This window comes from Natranaerovirga pectinivora (genome assembly GCF_004342165.1).
Taxonomy (GTDB): domain Bacteria; phylum Bacillota; class Clostridia; order Lachnospirales; family DSM-24629; genus Natranaerovirga; species Natranaerovirga pectinivora.
In genome coordinates, this window is record NZ_SMAL01000005.1 from 171,448 (window position 1) to 189,742 (window position 18,295).

Here is an 18,295-nt window from a genome sequence, read left to right on the forward strand (position 1 = left end):
CCTATTGGAGGTTTTTGTGTTTTTATTTGTTTCTCTTTTGTCTCTCTACTTCATACATTAATAAACTTGCTGCTATAGAAGCATTTAAAGATTCTACATTGCCATGTAGTGGTATTTTAATTAACCCATCTGATAAATTTGTAATTGCATTTGTTAAACCTTTACTTTCATTTCCAATCAAAAAAGCAACCCCTGATTGACTATAATCCACTTCATAATGATAACAACTTCCTTGTAAATGGGCTGCATAAATCTTAACACCATAATCTTTTAATTCTTTGATAGTATCTTCAAGATGATCTGCTATAAAAAGAGGCATTCTCAATAAAGAACCCATAGTGGCTCTGACTACTTTAGGATTATAAAGGTCAACACATTGTTTTGATAAAATAACCCCTGTAAAACCTGCACCTTCAGCCGTTCTAATAATTGTTCCAACATTGCCAGGATCTTGTAAGTCTTCTAATACCATCACCGAAGGTTCTCTATTGGCTAAAAGATCCTTAAGACAATATTCTCTTTGTCTTACAATAGCTAATATACCTTGAGGTGTATTGGTATCTGCAATTTGATCAAAAACAGAGTCTTTTATTATGTCATACTCATAGTCCAGATGTTTATTCATTGTTTTATTAAAATAACTCTCAGAAAAATATACTTTAACCAGATCAGAAGGGGGTATTTCTCCTACCATCTTCTCCCCTTCTACTATATAAACTTTTTGATTGTTACGTTCTTTATTCTTTTTTATTAAAGCCATTAAATTTTTAATTTGCTGGTTTTTACCACTTGTAATCATAAAAACTCCTATTTTAATTAATTAAACTTATTTTCGTTAGGTCACTATTAGAACCTATAACCACTAAGATATCACCATCTTCTAAAACAATATCTGGTCCTGGGGTTATATTCACGTCATTGCCTTTTTTTATTGCCATAACATTAATGCCATATTTAGCTCGCATATTAATTTCTTTTAAACTTTTACCCATCCATTCCCTTAAGACAGAAACCTCCACAAGACTATAATCAGGAGATAACTCTATTAAATCCAAAAAGTTTTCTGACACCAAACTATTGGCTATTCTTATGCCCATTTCTCGCTCTGGAAAAATAACTCTATCCGCTCCAATTTTTTCTAATACCTTTTTATGAATTTCATTTTGTGCCTTAGCAAGTACATAAGGCACTCCTAACTCTTTAGCAAGAATTGTTGCCATTATACTAGATTGCATATCTTGAGATATAGCTATGATAGCCACATCAAAATTTCTAATCCCTAAAGCATTTAAAGCATCAACATCTGTTACATCTGCTTGAACAGCGTGGGTCACAATATCTGAAACTTCCTGAATAATATCATCATTCTTATCTATTACCAATACATCACAATCACTATTCACTAAAGCTTCAGCAATACTTCTACCGAATTTTCCCATTCCAAACACTACAAAATCTTTTTTATTTTTCATTTAGAATACCTCCCTCGTTCTAACCAACCATTACTCTTTCTTCTGGTTTTTTGACTTGTCCTTTATTTTTATTGCTTCTTAAAGAGAAAGCAAGGGCCATTGTTACAGGACCTAGTCTTCCTATAAACATGGTTATGGCTATAATAATTCTACCAAAATAAGTTAAAGTAGATGTAAACCCTAGACTTAATCCAACTGTGGCAAAGGCAGATGTGGACTCAAAGAATATATCCATAAAATCTCCTGTTTCTGATAAAGATAATAACATGGTCACACTAATAACAACACCTAAACTTATAACAATAACAGCTAATGCTCTACGTAAAACATCTCTTGGTATTGTTCTATTGAATACTTCTGTTCTTTCCTTACCCTTTATAACCGATAAGACTGATAGAACAATAACACCTATTGTTACTGTTTTTACACCACCAGCTGTACCTGCTGGTGATCCTCCAATGAACATTAAAATAATGGTCATAAATTTTGAAGCATCGTTCATTAAACTTAAATCAAATGTATTAAACCCAGCTGTTCTCGGTGTTACACCTTGGAACAAGGCAGCTAATATCTTATTAGGCAAACTCATTTGACCTAAGGTATTTGGATTATTAAATTCTACAAGGAAAAAGAAAACAAATCCTAACATAATTAAAAAAGAACTAATAACCAATACTAATTTTGTGTGGAGCGTAAGTTTTTGGAAAAACCTTTTAAAAGAATGGTTTTTTGCAACTTTTTCTTTTCCTACTCTTATAATATCCCACCAAACAGTAAATCCAAGGCCACCTAACACAATCAACAGTATGATAATAACATTAACCAATAAATCCCCTGCAAATGGTGTTAAACTATTCCCTCCAATAATATCAAATCCAGCATTACAGAAGGCTGAAACAGAATGAAATATGGACATAAAGATGCCTCTACTCAACCCATACATTGGTACAAATCTTATTGATAGCAATATTGCACCCATGCCTTCAATAATAAATGTTCCCAATAGTATTTTTCTAATTAATCTTACCATTCCTGAAAGGGTGTATTCATTTAAAGCCTCTTGAATGATTAATCGCTCTTTTAAAGTAATCTTTCTTCCTATAAGTATAAAAATTGCCGTGGTCATAGTCATAAAACCAAGTCCACCTATTTGAATCAAAACCAAAATAACAATTTGTCCAAACAATGTCCAATGGGCAAGAGTATTAACCACTACTAACCCCGTAACACAAACTGCCGATGTTGCTGTAAATATTGCATTAATAAAGCCAACACTATCTCCATCCCTACTTGCTATAGGAAGATTTAATAAAAATCCACCCAAAAAAATAACAAATAGAAAACCCAAAACCAAAATTTGGGCTGGTGATAGATCTATAGTAAACCGTTTTTTCTTTTTTATAATCAAAACCTGAACACCTCTTATATTTCCTAGATTAAAAAACACTGTAAAATATCTCCAGTATTTTGTTATGGGATATATTATATCATATTAATCTAAGATTACAATAATAGAATCCTATTTTATCAATCACCTCTATTATTCCCATTTTATAAAACTTTTTAACTTGACATGAATATCTATTTGGTCTAGTATTTAAATAGTTTTAATTTTGTTTAACAATTTACATAATATATGCGCAATGTCTTTATAAATAATAATAAGGGTGGGTTATATATGTTAAAAACAGAAAATTTGACAAAAGGCTTCTTAAATAAAAAAGCCTTGAAAAATGTCAGTATCGAAATTCCCCAAGGGGTCATTTGTGGTATTCTTGGACCAAATGGAAGTGGAAAAACAACTCTAATGAAAATAGCTGCTGGTCTCGTTAACCCAACATCAGGTTCTATCTTTTTTAAGAATATCAACATAGGATCAAAAACAAAGTCAAGAATCGCTTACATGCCTACAGAACAATTTCTTTATGGTTTTATGACGATTAAAACTGTAGGACAGTATTTTAATGACTTTTACGATGATTTTAATATGGAAAAGTACAAGAGATTGATTGAGTTTATGAAACTAGAGATGACAACTAAAGTAAGTAGTCTATCAACAGGAATGGGTGCAAAACTTAAAATAGCCGCCACCTTATCTAGAAATGCAGACCTATTTATGTTAGACGAACCCCTAAATGGTATTGATCTCGTCACAAGAGAAAAAATTATTCAAACTATAGTAGAAACAGCTAATGAAAACAATACCATCTTAATATCAAGTCATCTAGTAGATGAAATGGAGAAAATTCTTAGTAGTGTTCTTTATCTTAGAGATGGTGAAATCATTATTCAAGGTGATGCCAATGTCATACGATCTGAACATGGTAAGTCTATTGTAGATTTATATAAGGAGGTATTTGCCTAATGATTCAATTACTTAAATATGAAGCAATGAAAAAATGGAGACTCTTTTTAATTGCTATCACTGTTATATTCTTAGCAGAAGGGTTTATCCTCTTTCAATTAAAAGTAAAGAATAATTTGGCATTTGGTATTGGTTTGTTTTTGTTTATATCCTATATAGGCATCTTTGTCATTTTTATTGATAGCATTCAATCTTACTCAAGAGAGTTGAAAAACAAAACAGGTTATAGCCTCTTTTTAGTTCCTAGAAACGCCTACGAAATTCTTGGTGCAAAAATTCTTATAGCATTTATTGAAATTATACTTGCTTTTATATTGTTTATTATTGCCTTTGGTATTAACTATGACATTATTGCTACTGCTATAAATAGTAATATGGACTTTGTATATTTTATATTTACCCTTATTGAAGATCATATATCATTTAGAGTGATTTTCGCCAATACATTTGAATTGTTAATGTCTTGGTTTAACTTTATTATTATTGCTTATTTAGCCATTACCTTAAGCAGCACTTTGCTTTCTCAAAACAAATTTAAAGGGTTTATTTCCTTTATTTTATTTATTCTAATTAATATAGTCGTTCATTCATTCATATTGGATAACCTTTTCAAAATTATAAATGCTCTCACTAACTTAACAAGCATTAGTATGTCAATTGTTTCTAGTTTTATTATATTTATTGTTTCTCTGCTAATCTACTTCCTAACAGCTGCATTATTAGAAAAACATATTGATCTATAATGCATACAAAAAAACTGTCCCCTAATTAAACTGGACAGTTTTTTTATACATACTTATCTAATTCTCACTAAGGGGACTTGAATACACTTCTAGGTCCACTTCATTCATTACTTTTCCTGATACCAATCCTGAAACCATAGCACCACTTACATTCAAAGCTGTTCTTCCCATATCAATCAGTGGCTCTATAGCAATTAAAAGCCCTACTAAACCAACAGGTAATCCCATAGCTGATAAAACTGTTAATGCTGCAAATGTAGCGCCACCACCAACACCTGCGATTCCAAAGGAAGCCAAAGTTGTAATAACAATAAGTTGAATTAAAAATACAGGATTTAAAGGATTAATCCCTACTGTAGGTGCTATCATAACAGCTAACATGGCTGGATAAATACCTGCACAACCATTTTGCCCTATACTAAGACCTAATGATGCTGAAAGGTTGGCATGCCCTTCTGAAACCCCTAATTTATCTACTTGTGTTTCTACATTAAGTGGTAATGCACCAGCACTAGTTCTTGATGTAAATGCAAATGATAAAACAGGTGCAGATTTTTTTAGGAATGTAAAAGGATTTAATTTGAATAAAGCTAAAATGATTAAGTGAATCACAAGCATTACGATCATTGCTACATAATTGGCAACAACAAATGTAATTAATCTTGTAATTTCATTGAAATCACTTGTAGAAACCACTCTTGTCATTAATGCCAAAACACCATAAGGTGTTAATCTTAAGACCAATGTCACTAGTCGCATAATGACATCATGTAATGACTTCACCATTTTACTAATAAACTCTGCTGATTCAGGCTGCTTTCTTCTAAGTCCTAAAGTTGCAATAGCCAGTAATACTGCAAATAGTACCACTGATAATGTTGCATTGCTTCCTTGACCTGTCATAGCATAAAAAGGATTCAAAGGAATAATCTCAACAAATTGCTGTTGGAATGGTTTAGATTGAAAATCAACCAACCTATTCTCTAATCTCTCTGTAGCAAGAATTTCACTTTCTCCTACATGTAACCCTTCAGATGATAAATTAAAGATGCTGGCTGTTCCAGCCCCTACAAAAGCTGAAATAGCCGTTGTAATTAATAATACCCCAATAATCCATCCTGCCATTTTACCAAGGTTTTTATTGTTTTGATTGATGATAGCACTGGTAATAGATACAAAAATTAGAGGAATAACAATCATTCTTAATAATCTTACATATCCTGTTCCAATCAGAGAAAACCAGGTGTTAGATTCCCTAACCACCTCAGAAGATGAACCATAAATCAATTGCAATATAGCGCCAAAAAGGATACCTATACCCAAACCAAGAAGTACTCTTTTAGTAAATGAAACATGTTTCTTCTGTAACACAAACAAACCACAAACGATCCCTACCATAACAATAATATTAATTAATACAGATAAAAACGTACTCATAGAGAATCCTCCTTCATTATATTTAAAATAATTTTTCTTCTATAACCTATTAATCATATATGTATACTATGTTTAATCTAATGTAATGGTACCAAATTTTTATAAATCTGTCAATTTTTTTGAGATTTTACATAACCTCCTTTACTGCTATGTATTATTTATATTTTTTTATTTTAAAAATTATAACCCTTAATTTTGATAATCAAAGTTTATACTTGCCTAATTCTAAGCATAAAAAAACTGCCCTATGAAAATTTCACGGACAGTTTTTATAATTAATCAACTTTTTCAAAATCATCTTTACCTACTCCACAAAGTGGACAAACCCAATCATCTGGAATATCTTCAAAAGCTGTTCCTGGAGCTACTCCACTATCTGGATCTCCTACTTCTGGATCATATTCATATCCGCATACAACACATACCCATTTTTGCATAGTAATTTTCCCCTTTCAACTTTGTATTATGTTCTTGATATTATACTTTTGGATGGATAAACTTATACTTATACAGTTGTATTTTCTTTTGTACAAATTGGATTATCTATCAAACAAAAGTGTTATTTATATAATAACAATAATTACCATTATTTGTATAGTCCTTTTTTTATAAAGTATATTTATCTAATATTTGACTAACTTGGAATTTTCTATCATCAATTACTTTAATCATATTTCTACCTTCTTCAATATCAAAGTCAACATACTTACCATCTTTGTAAGCAACCACTCTATTGCTTTTGCCTTCACATAAAAGATCAACAGCATAGGCGCCCATCATTGAAGCATGCATTCTGTCCACAGCTGATGGACTTCCGCCTCTTTGTAAATGTCCAAGTATTGTTGCTCGAGTTTCTATTCCAGTTTTTTCTTCAATCTCTCTTGCTAATTTTTCTGTGCCACCTACACCTTCAGCAACAATAATAAGGTGATGTTTTTTACCTTTTTTTCTATTGGCAATAATATTATTAATAATTTGTTTTGTAGATATCTTCCCTTTTTCAGGTAATAAAACATCTTCTGAACCATTACAAATACCACACCACAGTGCGATATATCCTGCATGTCTACCCATTACTTCTACAACACTACATCTTTCGTGAGACGTGGATGTGTCTCTGATTTTATCTATTGCTTCCATTGCCGTATTCACTGCTGTATCAAACCCAATAGTGTAATCAGTACAGTTAATATCCAAATCTATGGTTCCTGGAACCCCTATGGTATTAATCCCTAGTTCACTTAAGGCTGCTGCTCCTTTAAAAGAACCATCACCACCAATAATAACCAATCCATCAATGCCATATTTTCTACATATATTTGCCCCTTTTGTTTGACCCTCTATTGTGAAAAAATCTTGGCAACGGGCTGTATATAATATGGTTCCACCTCTTTGAATAATGTCTGAAACACTTCTTGCATTCATATCTATAATATCTTCATTGATCAAACCATTATAACCCTTTCGAATGCCCATTACTCTTTTTCCTTTAGCCAATCCCATTCTGACAACAGCTCTTATGGCTGCATTCATGCCAGGAGCATCGCCACCACTTGTTAAAACACCAATTGTATTAATTTCTTTCATTTTTCTTCACCATCTTTTTAAGAATTTTTAACGGATTCTTCTACTTGAACTTAAAGACTTTATCTATTGTTTTTTTGTTTACTTTTACATTTTCACTACCCATTAATTCATTAAGGGCAAGAATCAATCCATGACCTATGGCTGCTTTTTCTTTTATTTTCTTAACCGCTTTTTGGTCACTAAGATATATGTATACCTCATTAGTTCCTTCATATTGTTTCAAAATCACATCCAGATTATTCTTTAAACCTTGGTAGGCATTTAAGTCATCAAATTTCAACCACAATTCAGTAGGTATTTTCTCAAATTGAATGATTTTCTCACATACCAGTTTTGTTTCTTCATTCACACTAACTCTACCTTGCACATAAATTTTTTCATCTTCATTTAACCAATCTTTATAAGCTTCGTAATCCCTTGAAAAAATAATAACTTCCACTGTGCCAAACAAATCCTCTACTGTAACAAATGCCATAAGTTGATTGGTTCTTGTGGTTTTGATGACCTTATTGGTAATAATCCCACCAATAATCACTTTTTGTCCATCTATCAACTTAGGTTCTTCATTATCCTCTTCCTCGTTATTAATAAATTCAAGGCTGGTGGCTGAGATATTTCTTCGCCACTCTTTTTCATACTCTCCAAGGGGATGACCACTAATGTATATACCAAGGACTTCTTTTTCATAGGCAAGCAAAGCTTCTTGTGGGTATTCATCAACATTGGGAAGACTTTCTTCTAGTTTTTCTAAACCTTTTTCTTCACCAAGATCAAATAAGTTCATTTGACCTTCTATGGTTCTTTTTCTACCTTGAACCACACTATCTAGTATGGTTTTATAAGCAATCATAAACTGTTTTCTATTGCCACCAAGGGAATCAAAGGCCCCTGCTTTTATAAGACTTTCTATGGTTCTCTTATTAAGGTCTTTATTGCTTAATCTTTCAATAAAATTGGTGATACTGGTATATAAGCCACCTTCTTCTCTTTCTTGGACTAACCCTTGTATGGCTGTCTTACCAACATTTTTAATGGCTGCTAACCCATATCTTATGGCACTCCCTGAAACTGAAAAATGTCCATAGCCATCATTAATATCCGGTGGTAATAACTGGATATTCATTTGCTTACAGTTTGCAATATACTCAGATACCTTGGTTGAGTTATCCATAACTGAAGTCATTAAAGCTGCCATAAATTCAAGAGGATAATAGTATTTTAACCACGCTGTTTGATAAGCTACTATGGCATAAGCTGCTGCATGGGATTTATTAAAAGCGTATTTGGCAAAATCCGTCATTTCATCAAAAATCATATTAGCCACTTCTTCACTAATACCATTGTTGACACAGCCTTTTACCCCTTCTTTTTCATTCCCATATATAAAATTCTTTCTTTCTTCTTCCATTACATCGGTTTTTTTCTTTGACATAGCACGTCGTACCAAGTCACTTCTACCAAGGGTATATCCTGCTAAATCCCTTACAATTTGCATAACTTGCTCTTGATAAACGATACAACCATAAGTAGGTTTTAGTATAGGTTCTAACTCTTTACATAAGTATGTGATTGAATCTTTATTATTCTTGCCCTTTAAATACTTAGGAATAAAATCCATTGGTCCTGGACGATACAAAGAAATTCCTGCTATGATATCTTCTAAGTTCCTAGGCTTTAACTCTTTCATAAAGCTTTTCATGCCAGCACTTTCTAATTGAAAAACACCTTCTGTTTTTGCTGCACCTATAAGATCATATACCCCTTCATCACTTTCATGAATTGTATCTATATCTATTTCAATACCCCTTGTATGGTACACTTGCTTCACTGCATTTTGAATAACCGTTAAAGTTCTAAGACCTAAAAAGTCCATTTTCAAAAGACCAAGTTCCTCTAATGTTGTCATAGTGAACTGAGTTGTAATGGCATCATCTGAGTTTGACCTTGATAAAGGGACATACTCTACAACCTCTTTTTGACTAATAACAACCCCTGCTGCATGAACAGATGAATGTCTTGGTATGCCCTCTAACCTTTTAGACATATCAATAAGATACTTCACTTCTTCATCGGCTTTATACAAATCTGCCAATTCTTTGCTAATCTCTAATGCTCTATCTATGGTAATGCCTAATTCTGTTGGTATAATTTTTGCAATTCTATCCACTGCTGCATAAGGCATATTAAGGGCTCTACCAACATCTCTAATAACAGCTCTAGCTGACATTGTTCCAAATGTTATGATTTGAACAACTCTATCATCCCCATACTTGCCTACAACATAATCAATGACTTCTTGTCTTCTTTCATAACAAAAGTCAATATCAATATCTGGCATACTAATTCTCTCAGGATTAAGAAATCTTTCAAAAAGCAATTGGTATCTAATGGGATCAATATTAGTAATTTGTAATGTATAAGACACCAAACTACCTGCTGCAGACCCTCTACCTGGTCCTACAATAATATCATTGTCTTTGGCATATTTTATAAAATCCCATACAATTAGGAAGTAATCCACATAGCCCATTTGCTCTATAATGGATAACTCAAAGTCTAATCTTTCCTTTAACTCTTCTGTTATTTCCTTGTATTTATTGTTCAAACCTTCATAACAAATCTTTCTTAAATAACCACTTGCTGTATACCCCTCCGGTACATCATATTTTGGAAGTTTTGTCACTCCAAATTCAAATTCTACCTGGCATCTCTGTGCAATTTCGTATGTATTTTCTAATGCTTTCTTTGCATATGGAAATATCTTATACATTTCTTCTGGGGATTTACAATAAAATTGTCCACCACTGTAACGCATTCTATCTTCGTCATCCACTTTTTTATTGGTTTGTATACACAAAAGAATATCGTGGGCTTCCACATCTTCTTTATAGGTATAGTGAATGTCATTGGTGGCTACAAGGGGAATGCCTGTGTCTTCACTTAATCGAATCAATTGTTGATTCACTGTTTTTTGCTCTTTGTACCCATGGTCTTGTAATTCTAAAAAGAAATTATTCTTCCCTAGAATTTCTTGATAAGTTAATGCTGCTTCCTTAGCTAAATCATAGGAATAATTCAGCATCTTATTAGACACTTCTCCACCAAGACAAGCACTTAAGCCAATTAAACCTTCACTATTCTCTCTTAGAATATCGTAATCTATTCTAGGACGATAATAAAACCCATCAATAAACCCTCTTGAAACCAATTTCATTAAGTTCTCATAACCTTTTTGATTCTCAGCTAATAAAACCAAGTGATAATTCTTATCATCCACCTTTGGTTCTTTATCAAAGCGGGTTCTAGGTGCCACATAGACTTCACAGCCAATAATCGGCTTAATTCCTTGTTTTTTAGCTTCTTTATAAAAATCTATTACACCAAACATAACGCCATGGTCTGTAATAGCTATACTGTCCATACCTTGTTCTTTAACAACACTTAATAATTCTTTAATTTTACTTGACCCATCTAACAAACTGTACTCTGTATGTACATGGAGATGGGTAAACTTTAGTTGTTCCATATGACCCCAACCTTTTCTTTTCTGACAAATGACTACATAGATAGTTTTATTTTATCATAAGGATTGTTTCTTTACTAGTAGGTGGATTGACTAGAATCCATAGCATTTTCTAGGAAATAAAAAATAATTCATCTTAGTCCCCTAAAATGAATTATTTATGTTTTTTAATATTCTACTCTGTAGTGATTATGATTGTCACAGATTTCATTTATTTTATGCTGTATGATGGCATCTGATATGATGCTTAGTCTAAAAATAGAAAGTATAAGAAGCAATACTGAATCATCGTTAGCATACATATTGGCTTTAACTTGGGCATTGTAGACTCTTTTACCCATTTTATAATACCAATAGTAGAAATAAAGTCCACAAGTTAAAAATCCAAGTAAAATTTCTAAACCTGCACTACTTTCACTTTCCCCATTATAACGAATTAAATCATCAGCCATTCCATAGATCCAGAATATATTATATATTCCACAAGTCAAAAATGTTAAAAGAATTGACACACCAATACTTCTTTTTTGCATATAAATGTCCCCCTAAAATGTACTTAGATTGATTTTACCATAAAATGTTATATTTTACACATAACATTTCCAAGTTATTATTCTGCTAAGTGAAATTAAACCTTTTTATAAAGTATAATGAGCATTTCTTCCTTTTCCTTGTATTCTTATAACCTTTTTATTCTGTCATAGTATTCAGGATTTTCCTTGCTCTTCTATCTAATAAATAAAATTCATACTCTCTGTTCTAACGACAACACGACCGTCCCTCTGTGTCTCTCATAAATTGATTCATTCTATTTTTAATAATTTTATTGAACCATCTTTCATGGTCATTATAATTCTATCTTCATAAGTAAAAATGTCTTCCACTTGATCTGTAATGGCTAGATTTATATTTCCTTCATCATCAAATATCTTCAACCCATAATCTTTTCCTTCTGCCAATTTGCAAACCAATTTATTGTTTACTACTTTGATTCTTTCAATGGACTCCTTTAGAACAAGTGTGTCTTCACCACATTCCTCCACCTTGTAAAGATAAAATTGTTTTTCTTCATCTTCCACCAAATAAAAGGGGTTATGATTAATTATATCAAACCATTCTATAGTTGTTGGCAACTCTATATCTATTATTTTTTGTTCATTCGTTCCATCTAAGTTTGCTACATACAAATCCTCATCGAAATCTTTTATATAATAAATCTTGCCCTCAATAATTTTGAACCAATTTACACTTGAATCTACTACTCTAGCTATTTCATTCGTAATTAGATTTATGTTATATATTTTATTTAAGTCTCCATTTTCTAATGGATAAGAAGATGCCATTATATAAACATTCTCTTCAATTACCGTAGTCATATTATTACCATTGAAACCACTTGTTTGTTCATCAATTTCTATATGCCATCCATAGATTAGGTTTGAATCTCCAAGTCTTCTACTCTCTTGATTCTTATCTGATGGTAAAAATTCAAGATTATTACCATCAGGCGGGACGGATTGATTAATAATTAAGGTACCATTAGAAACCTTTTTAAGATCAAGGTATCCCCTGTACTCTACAGTAGCTCTTCCATCATCATTTACTTTGCAGTATACATCATATCCCATTACAGCACCGCCATAATGATAAGAAAACCAAAGTTCATTGTCTCTTATATCGAAGGACACACGATTATTAAATCCATATGAATCATTCAAATCATAGGAATATACCAATTCTTTTTCTAAGATATTATTTTTAGGTACCCTATAGATTTCATTTGTAGCTTCTACTGTTTCTACAAAATAATAATACCCCTCAAAAAGCATAATACCATTTTCACTAACATCTCTTGAAAGATTTAAAGTTTCTAACTGTGGATTTTTAGAATTGATCATAAGTCCTTCTGCATTATCCCACTTATAATCCCAATTAAATTCATCATGTGCAATCTTCCATGTTAACGGAAAATACGTTACATCTCTAAAAACTAAAAATGGATATTCTTCCTTAGCATTATTTATTGATTTTCCGTTTATTTTAATCTTGAATTCAGGTATAGTTGCATTATAAGCATCTTGGTTTTTCAACTGTGTTTTATATGACACATAAGAAGATGTGACTTTACTTTCATAGATTTCAAAACCTTCGTTTTGAGACCATTTAGTTTCAAGCCCTAAAAGCCTACAATCATACCACGTCATTGGAAAATATGTAATATTTTTGTATACTAGCAGTGGATATTCTCGATACTCATTTTCAACCACATTTCCATTTAATGTAACTGTGAACTTTGGCAACTGAACCTTCACATTTTTTTCTGCTGCAATACTTTGTGTAGGTATTAAATTTAATGATAGAATAAATAATAATACCAATACATATAACTTTTTACCCATATATAATCTCCCCTATATTTCTGATATTTTTAATATCCTTTTAAACTTATCACTATATTTCATTTTTGTAAATATTTTTCTGTATTAAGTGACAGTTACTTGAGAGTTTTCTTATTATCTGACCTATATCCAATCCTAACTTCAATTGTTGCATATACATAGATAAATTATTTTACAAAATCATTCCACCAACAAAAATAGCAATAATATAAAGAAATACAGAAATTATATAAAACTTATACAACCAATAATAATGGCTTATAATCCCATAATTTTTAGTAATTGCATTTCTCTATAGCCTATGGCTTTCATTAAACCAAATTCACCTAACAATTGAGCAGGTGATTTTCTTGCAGTTTTTTCCATTTATTTATTTGTACAAAAAATCTCTCTTTATACAAAGAGAGATTTTTTTATCCATACCATCTATTCAATTGACTTACCAATATCACTTCTATAATATTTATTATCAAAGCTTACATTTTCAACTGCTTTATAAGCATTTTTTCTTGCTGTTTTTAGGTCTTCCCCTTTTGCTACTACGCCTAATACTCTTCCACCGTTTGTTACTATTTTTCCGTCTTTATTGGCTGTTCCTGCGTGGAAGCAGTGGTAGTTTTCTTGAGTGTCAAACCAATCTAATCCTTTGATTTCAAAGCCTTTGTCGTAGTTTAGTGGGTAACCATCTGATGCTAGTACCACACATACGGCTGCGTCATCTGTGAATTTTAATTCTATTTCATTTAGTCTACCTTCTATACATGCTTCTACCACATCTACTAAGTCATTTTCCATTCTTGGAAGAACTACTTGTGCTTCTGGATCACCGAATCTTGCATTGTATTCTAATACTTTTGGTCCTTCTGGTGTTAGCATTAGGCCAACGAATAGAATACCCGTAAAAGGTCTGCCTTCACTTTTCATTGCATCGATACTTGCTTGATAAATATGTTTCTCACAAAATTCATGAACTTTATCTGTGTAAAATGGACTTGGTGAGAATGTGCCCATTCCTCCAGTGTTTAAGCCTTCATCATTGTCTTTTGCTCTTTTATGATCTTGTGCACTTGTCATTGGAATGATATGGTCCCCATCACAAAAAGCCAGTACAGACACTTCTCTTCCTGTCATAAATTCTTCTATAACAAGCTTGTCTCCAGCGTCTCCAAACTTTTTATCTACCATAATGGTATTGATACCTTCTAAGGCTTCTTCATAACTTTCACAAATCAATACCCCTTTACCTAATGCCAAACCATCTGCTTTTAATACCACTGGATAGGTACTAGACTTTAAGTATTCTATGGCCTCATCTGCATCTGTGAACACTTCATAGCCTGCTGTTGGAATATTGTATTTTTTCATTAAGTCTTTTGAAAAGGCTTTTGATCCTTCAATGATTGCCGCTTCTTTTGTTGGGCCAAATACTTTTAACCCTTCTTTTTCGAAAACATTTACAACGCCTAACATTAAAGGATCGTCCATCCCAATAATGGTTAGGTCTATGCTGTTTTCTTTTGCAAAGGCTACCAATCCTTCAATGTCCGTTGCTTTTATATCAACGCATTCTGCTAATGATTGTATGCCTGCATTACCTGGCGCACAGAAGATTTGATCTACTCTAGTACTTTGAGATAACTTCCATACTATTGTATGCTCTCTTCCACCACTACCAACGACTAATACTTTCATTTAGCTTCCTCCTTTGTATTACCTTTAGTAATCACTCTATTACCTTCTATGATAATCTCATTGTTTGCGATCATTTGTATGGCTTGGGGCATTATTTCCCATTCTGCTTCTTCCATTACTCTTTTTTGTAATGTGCTCGGTGTGTCTTCTTGTAATACTTTTACCACCTTTTGCATGATGATAGGTCCTGTATCTGTCCCCTCATCTACAAAATGCACCGTTGCACCTGTGTACTGAACACCACGTTCAAGAGCTGCTTCATGTACTTTTAATCCGTAAAATCCTTTTCCGCTAAATGCAGGAATTAAAGATGGGTGTACATTGATGATACGGTTTTCAAAAGTTTGTATAACCTCTTTATCTAGAACAACTAAAAAGCCTGCAAGTACTACTAAATCAATACTTGCATCTTTTAAAGTCTTTATTAATTCTTGATTAAATGCTTCTTTGTTTTCAAAGGTTTTAGGGGCTAGGCACTTTGTAGGAATATTGTACTTACTGGCTCTCTCTAATGCATAAGCATCTTCTTTATTGCTAATAACCAATCCTATTTCTACATTTTTTAATTGTCCATTCTCTACTCGATCTATTATGGCTTGTAGATTTGTTCCACCACCAGAAACAAGTACACCAATTCTTAACATATTGTAACTCCCGCTTCGCCTTTTTTGATTTCTCCAATAATATAAGCCTCTTCATTTAATTCATTTTTAAGTATTTCTTTTGCCTTTTGGGCTTCTTCTTTTGTCATTACAATAGCCATTCCAATACCCATATTGAAAGTATTGTACATTGCTTTTTCTTCAATTTGTCCTTTTTCCATAAGAAGCTTAAAGATCGCTGGTACTTCATAACTGTTTTTATTGATAACCGCTTCAAAGCCTTCATTTAACATTCTTGGAATGTTTTCATAGAAACCACCACCTGTGATATGGCTAATAGCTTTTAATTTTAACCCTGTGTCTTTTAAAGCTTTTATGGCTTTTACATAGATTTTTGTAGGTTTTAATAATTCTTCACCTAAAGTACAGCCTAATTCTTTATATTCAGTGTTTAAATTTTCTTTAGTCATTTCAAATACTTTTCTTACTAATGAGTAGCCATTACTATGAATGCCTGAAGATGTAATACCAAGAAGCACATCTCCTTCTTCTACATCTTTTCCATTAATAAGGTCTTTTTTATCCACTATACCTACTGAGAATCCTGCTAAGTCATATTCTTTTTCATCGTAAAACCCTGGCATTTCAGCCGTTTCTCCACCTACTAAGGCAGCGCCTGCTTCTTTACATCCTTCTGCAATACCTTTTACAATGGTTGCAATGGCTTCTGGATGGTTTTTGCCACAAGCGATATAATCTAAAAAGAATAATGGTTCAGCACCACAACAAGCAATATCATTAACACACATAGCAACACAATCTATACCAATTGTATCATGTTTTTCTAATATAAATGCTAATTTTAACTTTGTTCCAACACCGTCTGTTCCTGATACTAAAATAGGATGTTCGAATTTATGGTTGGCTAAAGAGAATAACCCTGAGAACCCTCCTATATCTGTTAATACTTCTGGTCTCATTGTTCCTTTGATATGCTCTTTCATAAGGCTAACTGCCTTATAACCTGCTTCTATATCTACACCTGCTTTTTTATAATCCATAATCTAAATCCTCCTTATTTTACAGGATAATCTCCACTAAAACATGCTGTACAGAAATTAAAATTACCCTTTACTGATTCTAATAATCCGTCTTCACTAATATATCCTAAACTGTCTGCGCCTATCATATCTCCAATTTCTTGGATGCTCATATAGTTGGCAACAAGATGCTTTCTTTCTGCTGTGTCTACACCATAGTAACAAGAGTATTTTACCGGTGGTGATGAAATTCTTACATGAACTTCTAATGCCCCTGCGTCTTTTAACAATTGTACGATTCTACGGCTTGTTGTTCCTCTAACGATAGAGTCATCAATCATTACAACCCTTTTACCTTCTATCTGACTTCTAATAGGATTAAGTTTCATATTAACACCTAATTCTCTTAACTCTTGAGAAGGTTGTATGAAAGTTCTTCCTGTATATCTATTTTTCATAAAGCCACCAACAATTGGAATGCCTGCTTCTACTGAGTATCCTTGTGCTGCAGCAAGTCCAGAGTCTGGTACTCCTACCACAACATCTGCTTCAATTGGGTGTTCTTGAGCTAAAATTCTTCCTGCTTTAAATCTTGCTTCGTATACTTCTAAACCTTCCATAACACTATCTGGTCTTGCGAAGTACACAAATTCAAAAGCACATAGTGCTGATTTTTTCTCTGTGTTGGTTTGAATAGAACGTAACCCATTATGGTCAATAACTACAATTTCTCCTGGTTCTACGTCTCTGACAAATGATATGCCTAATCCATCAAATGCAGCTGATTCAGAAGATACAAAGAAGGAATCTTCTTTTTTACCAATACATAATGGACGAATACCTAATGGATCTCTTGCTGCGATTAATTTATGTGGTGTTAATACCAATAGGGAATATGCCCCTTTTATAATTTTCATTACTTCTTTTAGTGCGTCCTCAATGGCATTTACTTTTATTCTTTCTTTTGATAATAATGCTGCAATCACTTCTGAATCTGTAGTGGTTTGGAATATTGTGCCTTGTGCCTCTAATTCTTCTCTTAGTTTTTCTGCATTGGTTAAGTTACCATTATGTGCAATTGCCATATGGCCTTTTGTGTACTTTACTACTAATGGTTGGGCATTTTCTCTTAAACTGTCTCCACAAGTTGAATATCTAACATGTCCAATGGCTGAATGACCTTTTAAAGAGTCAAGAACCACATCGTCAAATACTTCTGATACCATTCCCATTTCTTTTCTATAAAGAATTGTCCCTTGGTTGTTTACTGCAATACCGGCACTTTCTTGTCCTCTATGTTGAAGGGCAAATATTCCGTAATATGTCATTCTAGCCGTATCAAATTCATCGTTATTATATACACCAAAAACGCCGCACTCTTCTTTTAATTTGTCACTAAACATGGCCTTATCCTCCATAATTCTATCAAAACAGT

Annotated in this window: 15 protein-coding genes; 2 read left to right on the forward strand and 13 right to left on the reverse strand. The window is 32.7% G+C overall.

Features of this window, described 5'->3' with window-relative positions; genetic code table 11:
• Positions 1–22: 22 nt before the first annotated feature.
• Genes EDC18_RS08985 through EDC18_RS08995 form a run of 3 tightly spaced genes read right to left on the reverse strand, consistent with a single transcriptional unit; the run spans position 23 to position 2,880 of the window.
• Positions 23–799 carry a TrmH family RNA methyltransferase gene (locus EDC18_RS08985; protein WP_132252361.1) on the reverse strand — a complete coding sequence of 259 codons (777 nt, stop codon included), beginning with the start codon at positions 797–799 and terminating at the stop codon, positions 23–25.
• Between the two features lie 13 nt (positions 800–812).
• Positions 813–1,472 carry a potassium channel family protein gene (locus EDC18_RS08990; protein WP_132252362.1) on the reverse strand — a complete coding sequence of 220 codons (660 nt, stop codon included), beginning with the start codon at positions 1,470–1,472 and terminating at the stop codon, positions 813–815.
• A gap of 19 nt (positions 1,473–1,491) precedes the next feature.
• Positions 1,492–2,880, reverse strand: coding sequence for a TrkH family potassium uptake protein (locus tag EDC18_RS08995; RefSeq protein ID WP_279230926.1), 1,389 nt, complete (start codon positions 2,878–2,880; stop codon positions 1,492–1,494).
• A 270-nt stretch (positions 2,881–3,150) separates the two neighbouring features.
• On the opposite strand from EDC18_RS08995, the gene EDC18_RS09000 reads away from it, so the two are divergent.
• Both EDC18_RS09000 and EDC18_RS09005 read left to right on the forward strand, forming a co-directional pair.
• Positions 3,151–3,837 (forward strand): ABC transporter ATP-binding protein, encoded by a 687-nt coding sequence (locus EDC18_RS09000; protein WP_132252364.1) that lies wholly within the window; start codon positions 3,151–3,153, stop codon positions 3,835–3,837.
• Positions 3,837–4,580, forward strand: a complete 744-nt coding sequence (locus tag EDC18_RS09005; RefSeq protein ID WP_132252366.1) for a hypothetical protein — start codon at positions 3,837–3,839, stop codon at positions 4,578–4,580. The genes EDC18_RS09000 and EDC18_RS09005 overlap by 1 nt, the downstream gene beginning before the upstream one ends.
• A 57-nt stretch (positions 4,581–4,637) precedes the next feature.
• On the opposite strand, the gene EDC18_RS09010 is transcribed toward EDC18_RS09005, so the two are convergent.
• The 10 genes from EDC18_RS09010 to purF all read right to left on the reverse strand — a co-directional run bounded on the left by EDC18_RS09010 (position 4,638) and on the right by purF (position 18,263).
• Positions 4,638–6,017 (reverse strand): L-cystine transporter, encoded by a 1,380-nt coding sequence (locus EDC18_RS09010; protein ID WP_132252367.1) that lies wholly within the window; start codon positions 6,015–6,017, stop codon positions 4,638–4,640.
• Positions 6,018–6,292: 275 nt separating this feature from the next.
• Positions 6,293–6,454: a rubredoxin gene (gene rd, locus EDC18_RS09015; protein WP_132252369.1), complete on the reverse strand. Its 162-nt coding sequence runs from the start codon at positions 6,452–6,454 to the stop codon at positions 6,293–6,295.
• 169 nt (positions 6,455–6,623) lie between these two features.
• Positions 6,624–7,604: a 6-phosphofructokinase gene (gene pfkA, locus EDC18_RS09020; RefSeq protein ID WP_132252371.1), complete on the reverse strand. Its 981-nt coding sequence runs from the start codon at positions 7,602–7,604 to the stop codon at positions 6,624–6,626.
• Positions 7,605–7,644: 40 nt separating this feature from the next.
• Positions 7,645–11,130 (reverse strand): DNA polymerase III subunit alpha, encoded by a 3,486-nt coding sequence (locus tag EDC18_RS09025; RefSeq protein WP_132252373.1) that lies wholly within the window; start codon positions 11,128–11,130, stop codon positions 7,645–7,647.
• A gap of 164 nt (positions 11,131–11,294) precedes the next feature.
• Entirely contained in the window at positions 11,295–11,660 is a 366-nt protein-coding gene (locus tag EDC18_RS09030) for a DUF4234 domain-containing protein (RefSeq protein ID WP_132252375.1), read from the reverse strand.
• A 270-nt stretch (positions 11,661–11,930) separates the two neighbouring features.
• Entirely contained in the window at positions 11,931–13,526 is a 1,596-nt protein-coding gene (locus EDC18_RS09035) for a DUF5050 domain-containing protein (RefSeq protein ID WP_132252377.1), read from the reverse strand.
• Between the two features lie 426 nt (positions 13,527–13,952).
• A complete protein-coding gene (gene purD, locus EDC18_RS09040) occupies positions 13,953–15,218 on the reverse strand; it encodes a phosphoribosylamine--glycine ligase (protein WP_132252379.1) in 1,266 nt (421 codons plus the stop codon).
• On the reverse strand, positions 15,215–15,862 hold the full coding sequence (gene purN, locus EDC18_RS09045; protein ID WP_132252380.1) for a phosphoribosylglycinamide formyltransferase: 648 nt from the start codon (positions 15,860–15,862) through the stop codon (positions 15,215–15,217). The genes purD and purN overlap by 4 nt, the downstream gene beginning before the upstream one ends.
• Positions 15,856–16,881, reverse strand: coding sequence for a phosphoribosylformylglycinamidine cyclo-ligase (purM, locus tag EDC18_RS09050; RefSeq protein WP_132252382.1), 1,026 nt, complete (start codon positions 16,879–16,881; stop codon positions 15,856–15,858). Before purM ends, purN begins: the two co-directional genes overlap by 7 nt.
• Positions 16,882–16,895: 14 nt before the next feature.
• The gene (gene purF, locus EDC18_RS09055) at positions 16,896–18,263 is read right to left on the reverse strand and encodes an amidophosphoribosyltransferase (protein WP_132252384.1); all 1,368 of its coding nucleotides are present in this window, start codon (positions 18,261–18,263) and stop codon (positions 16,896–16,898) included.
• Between the last annotated feature and the right edge of the window lie 32 nt (positions 18,264–18,295).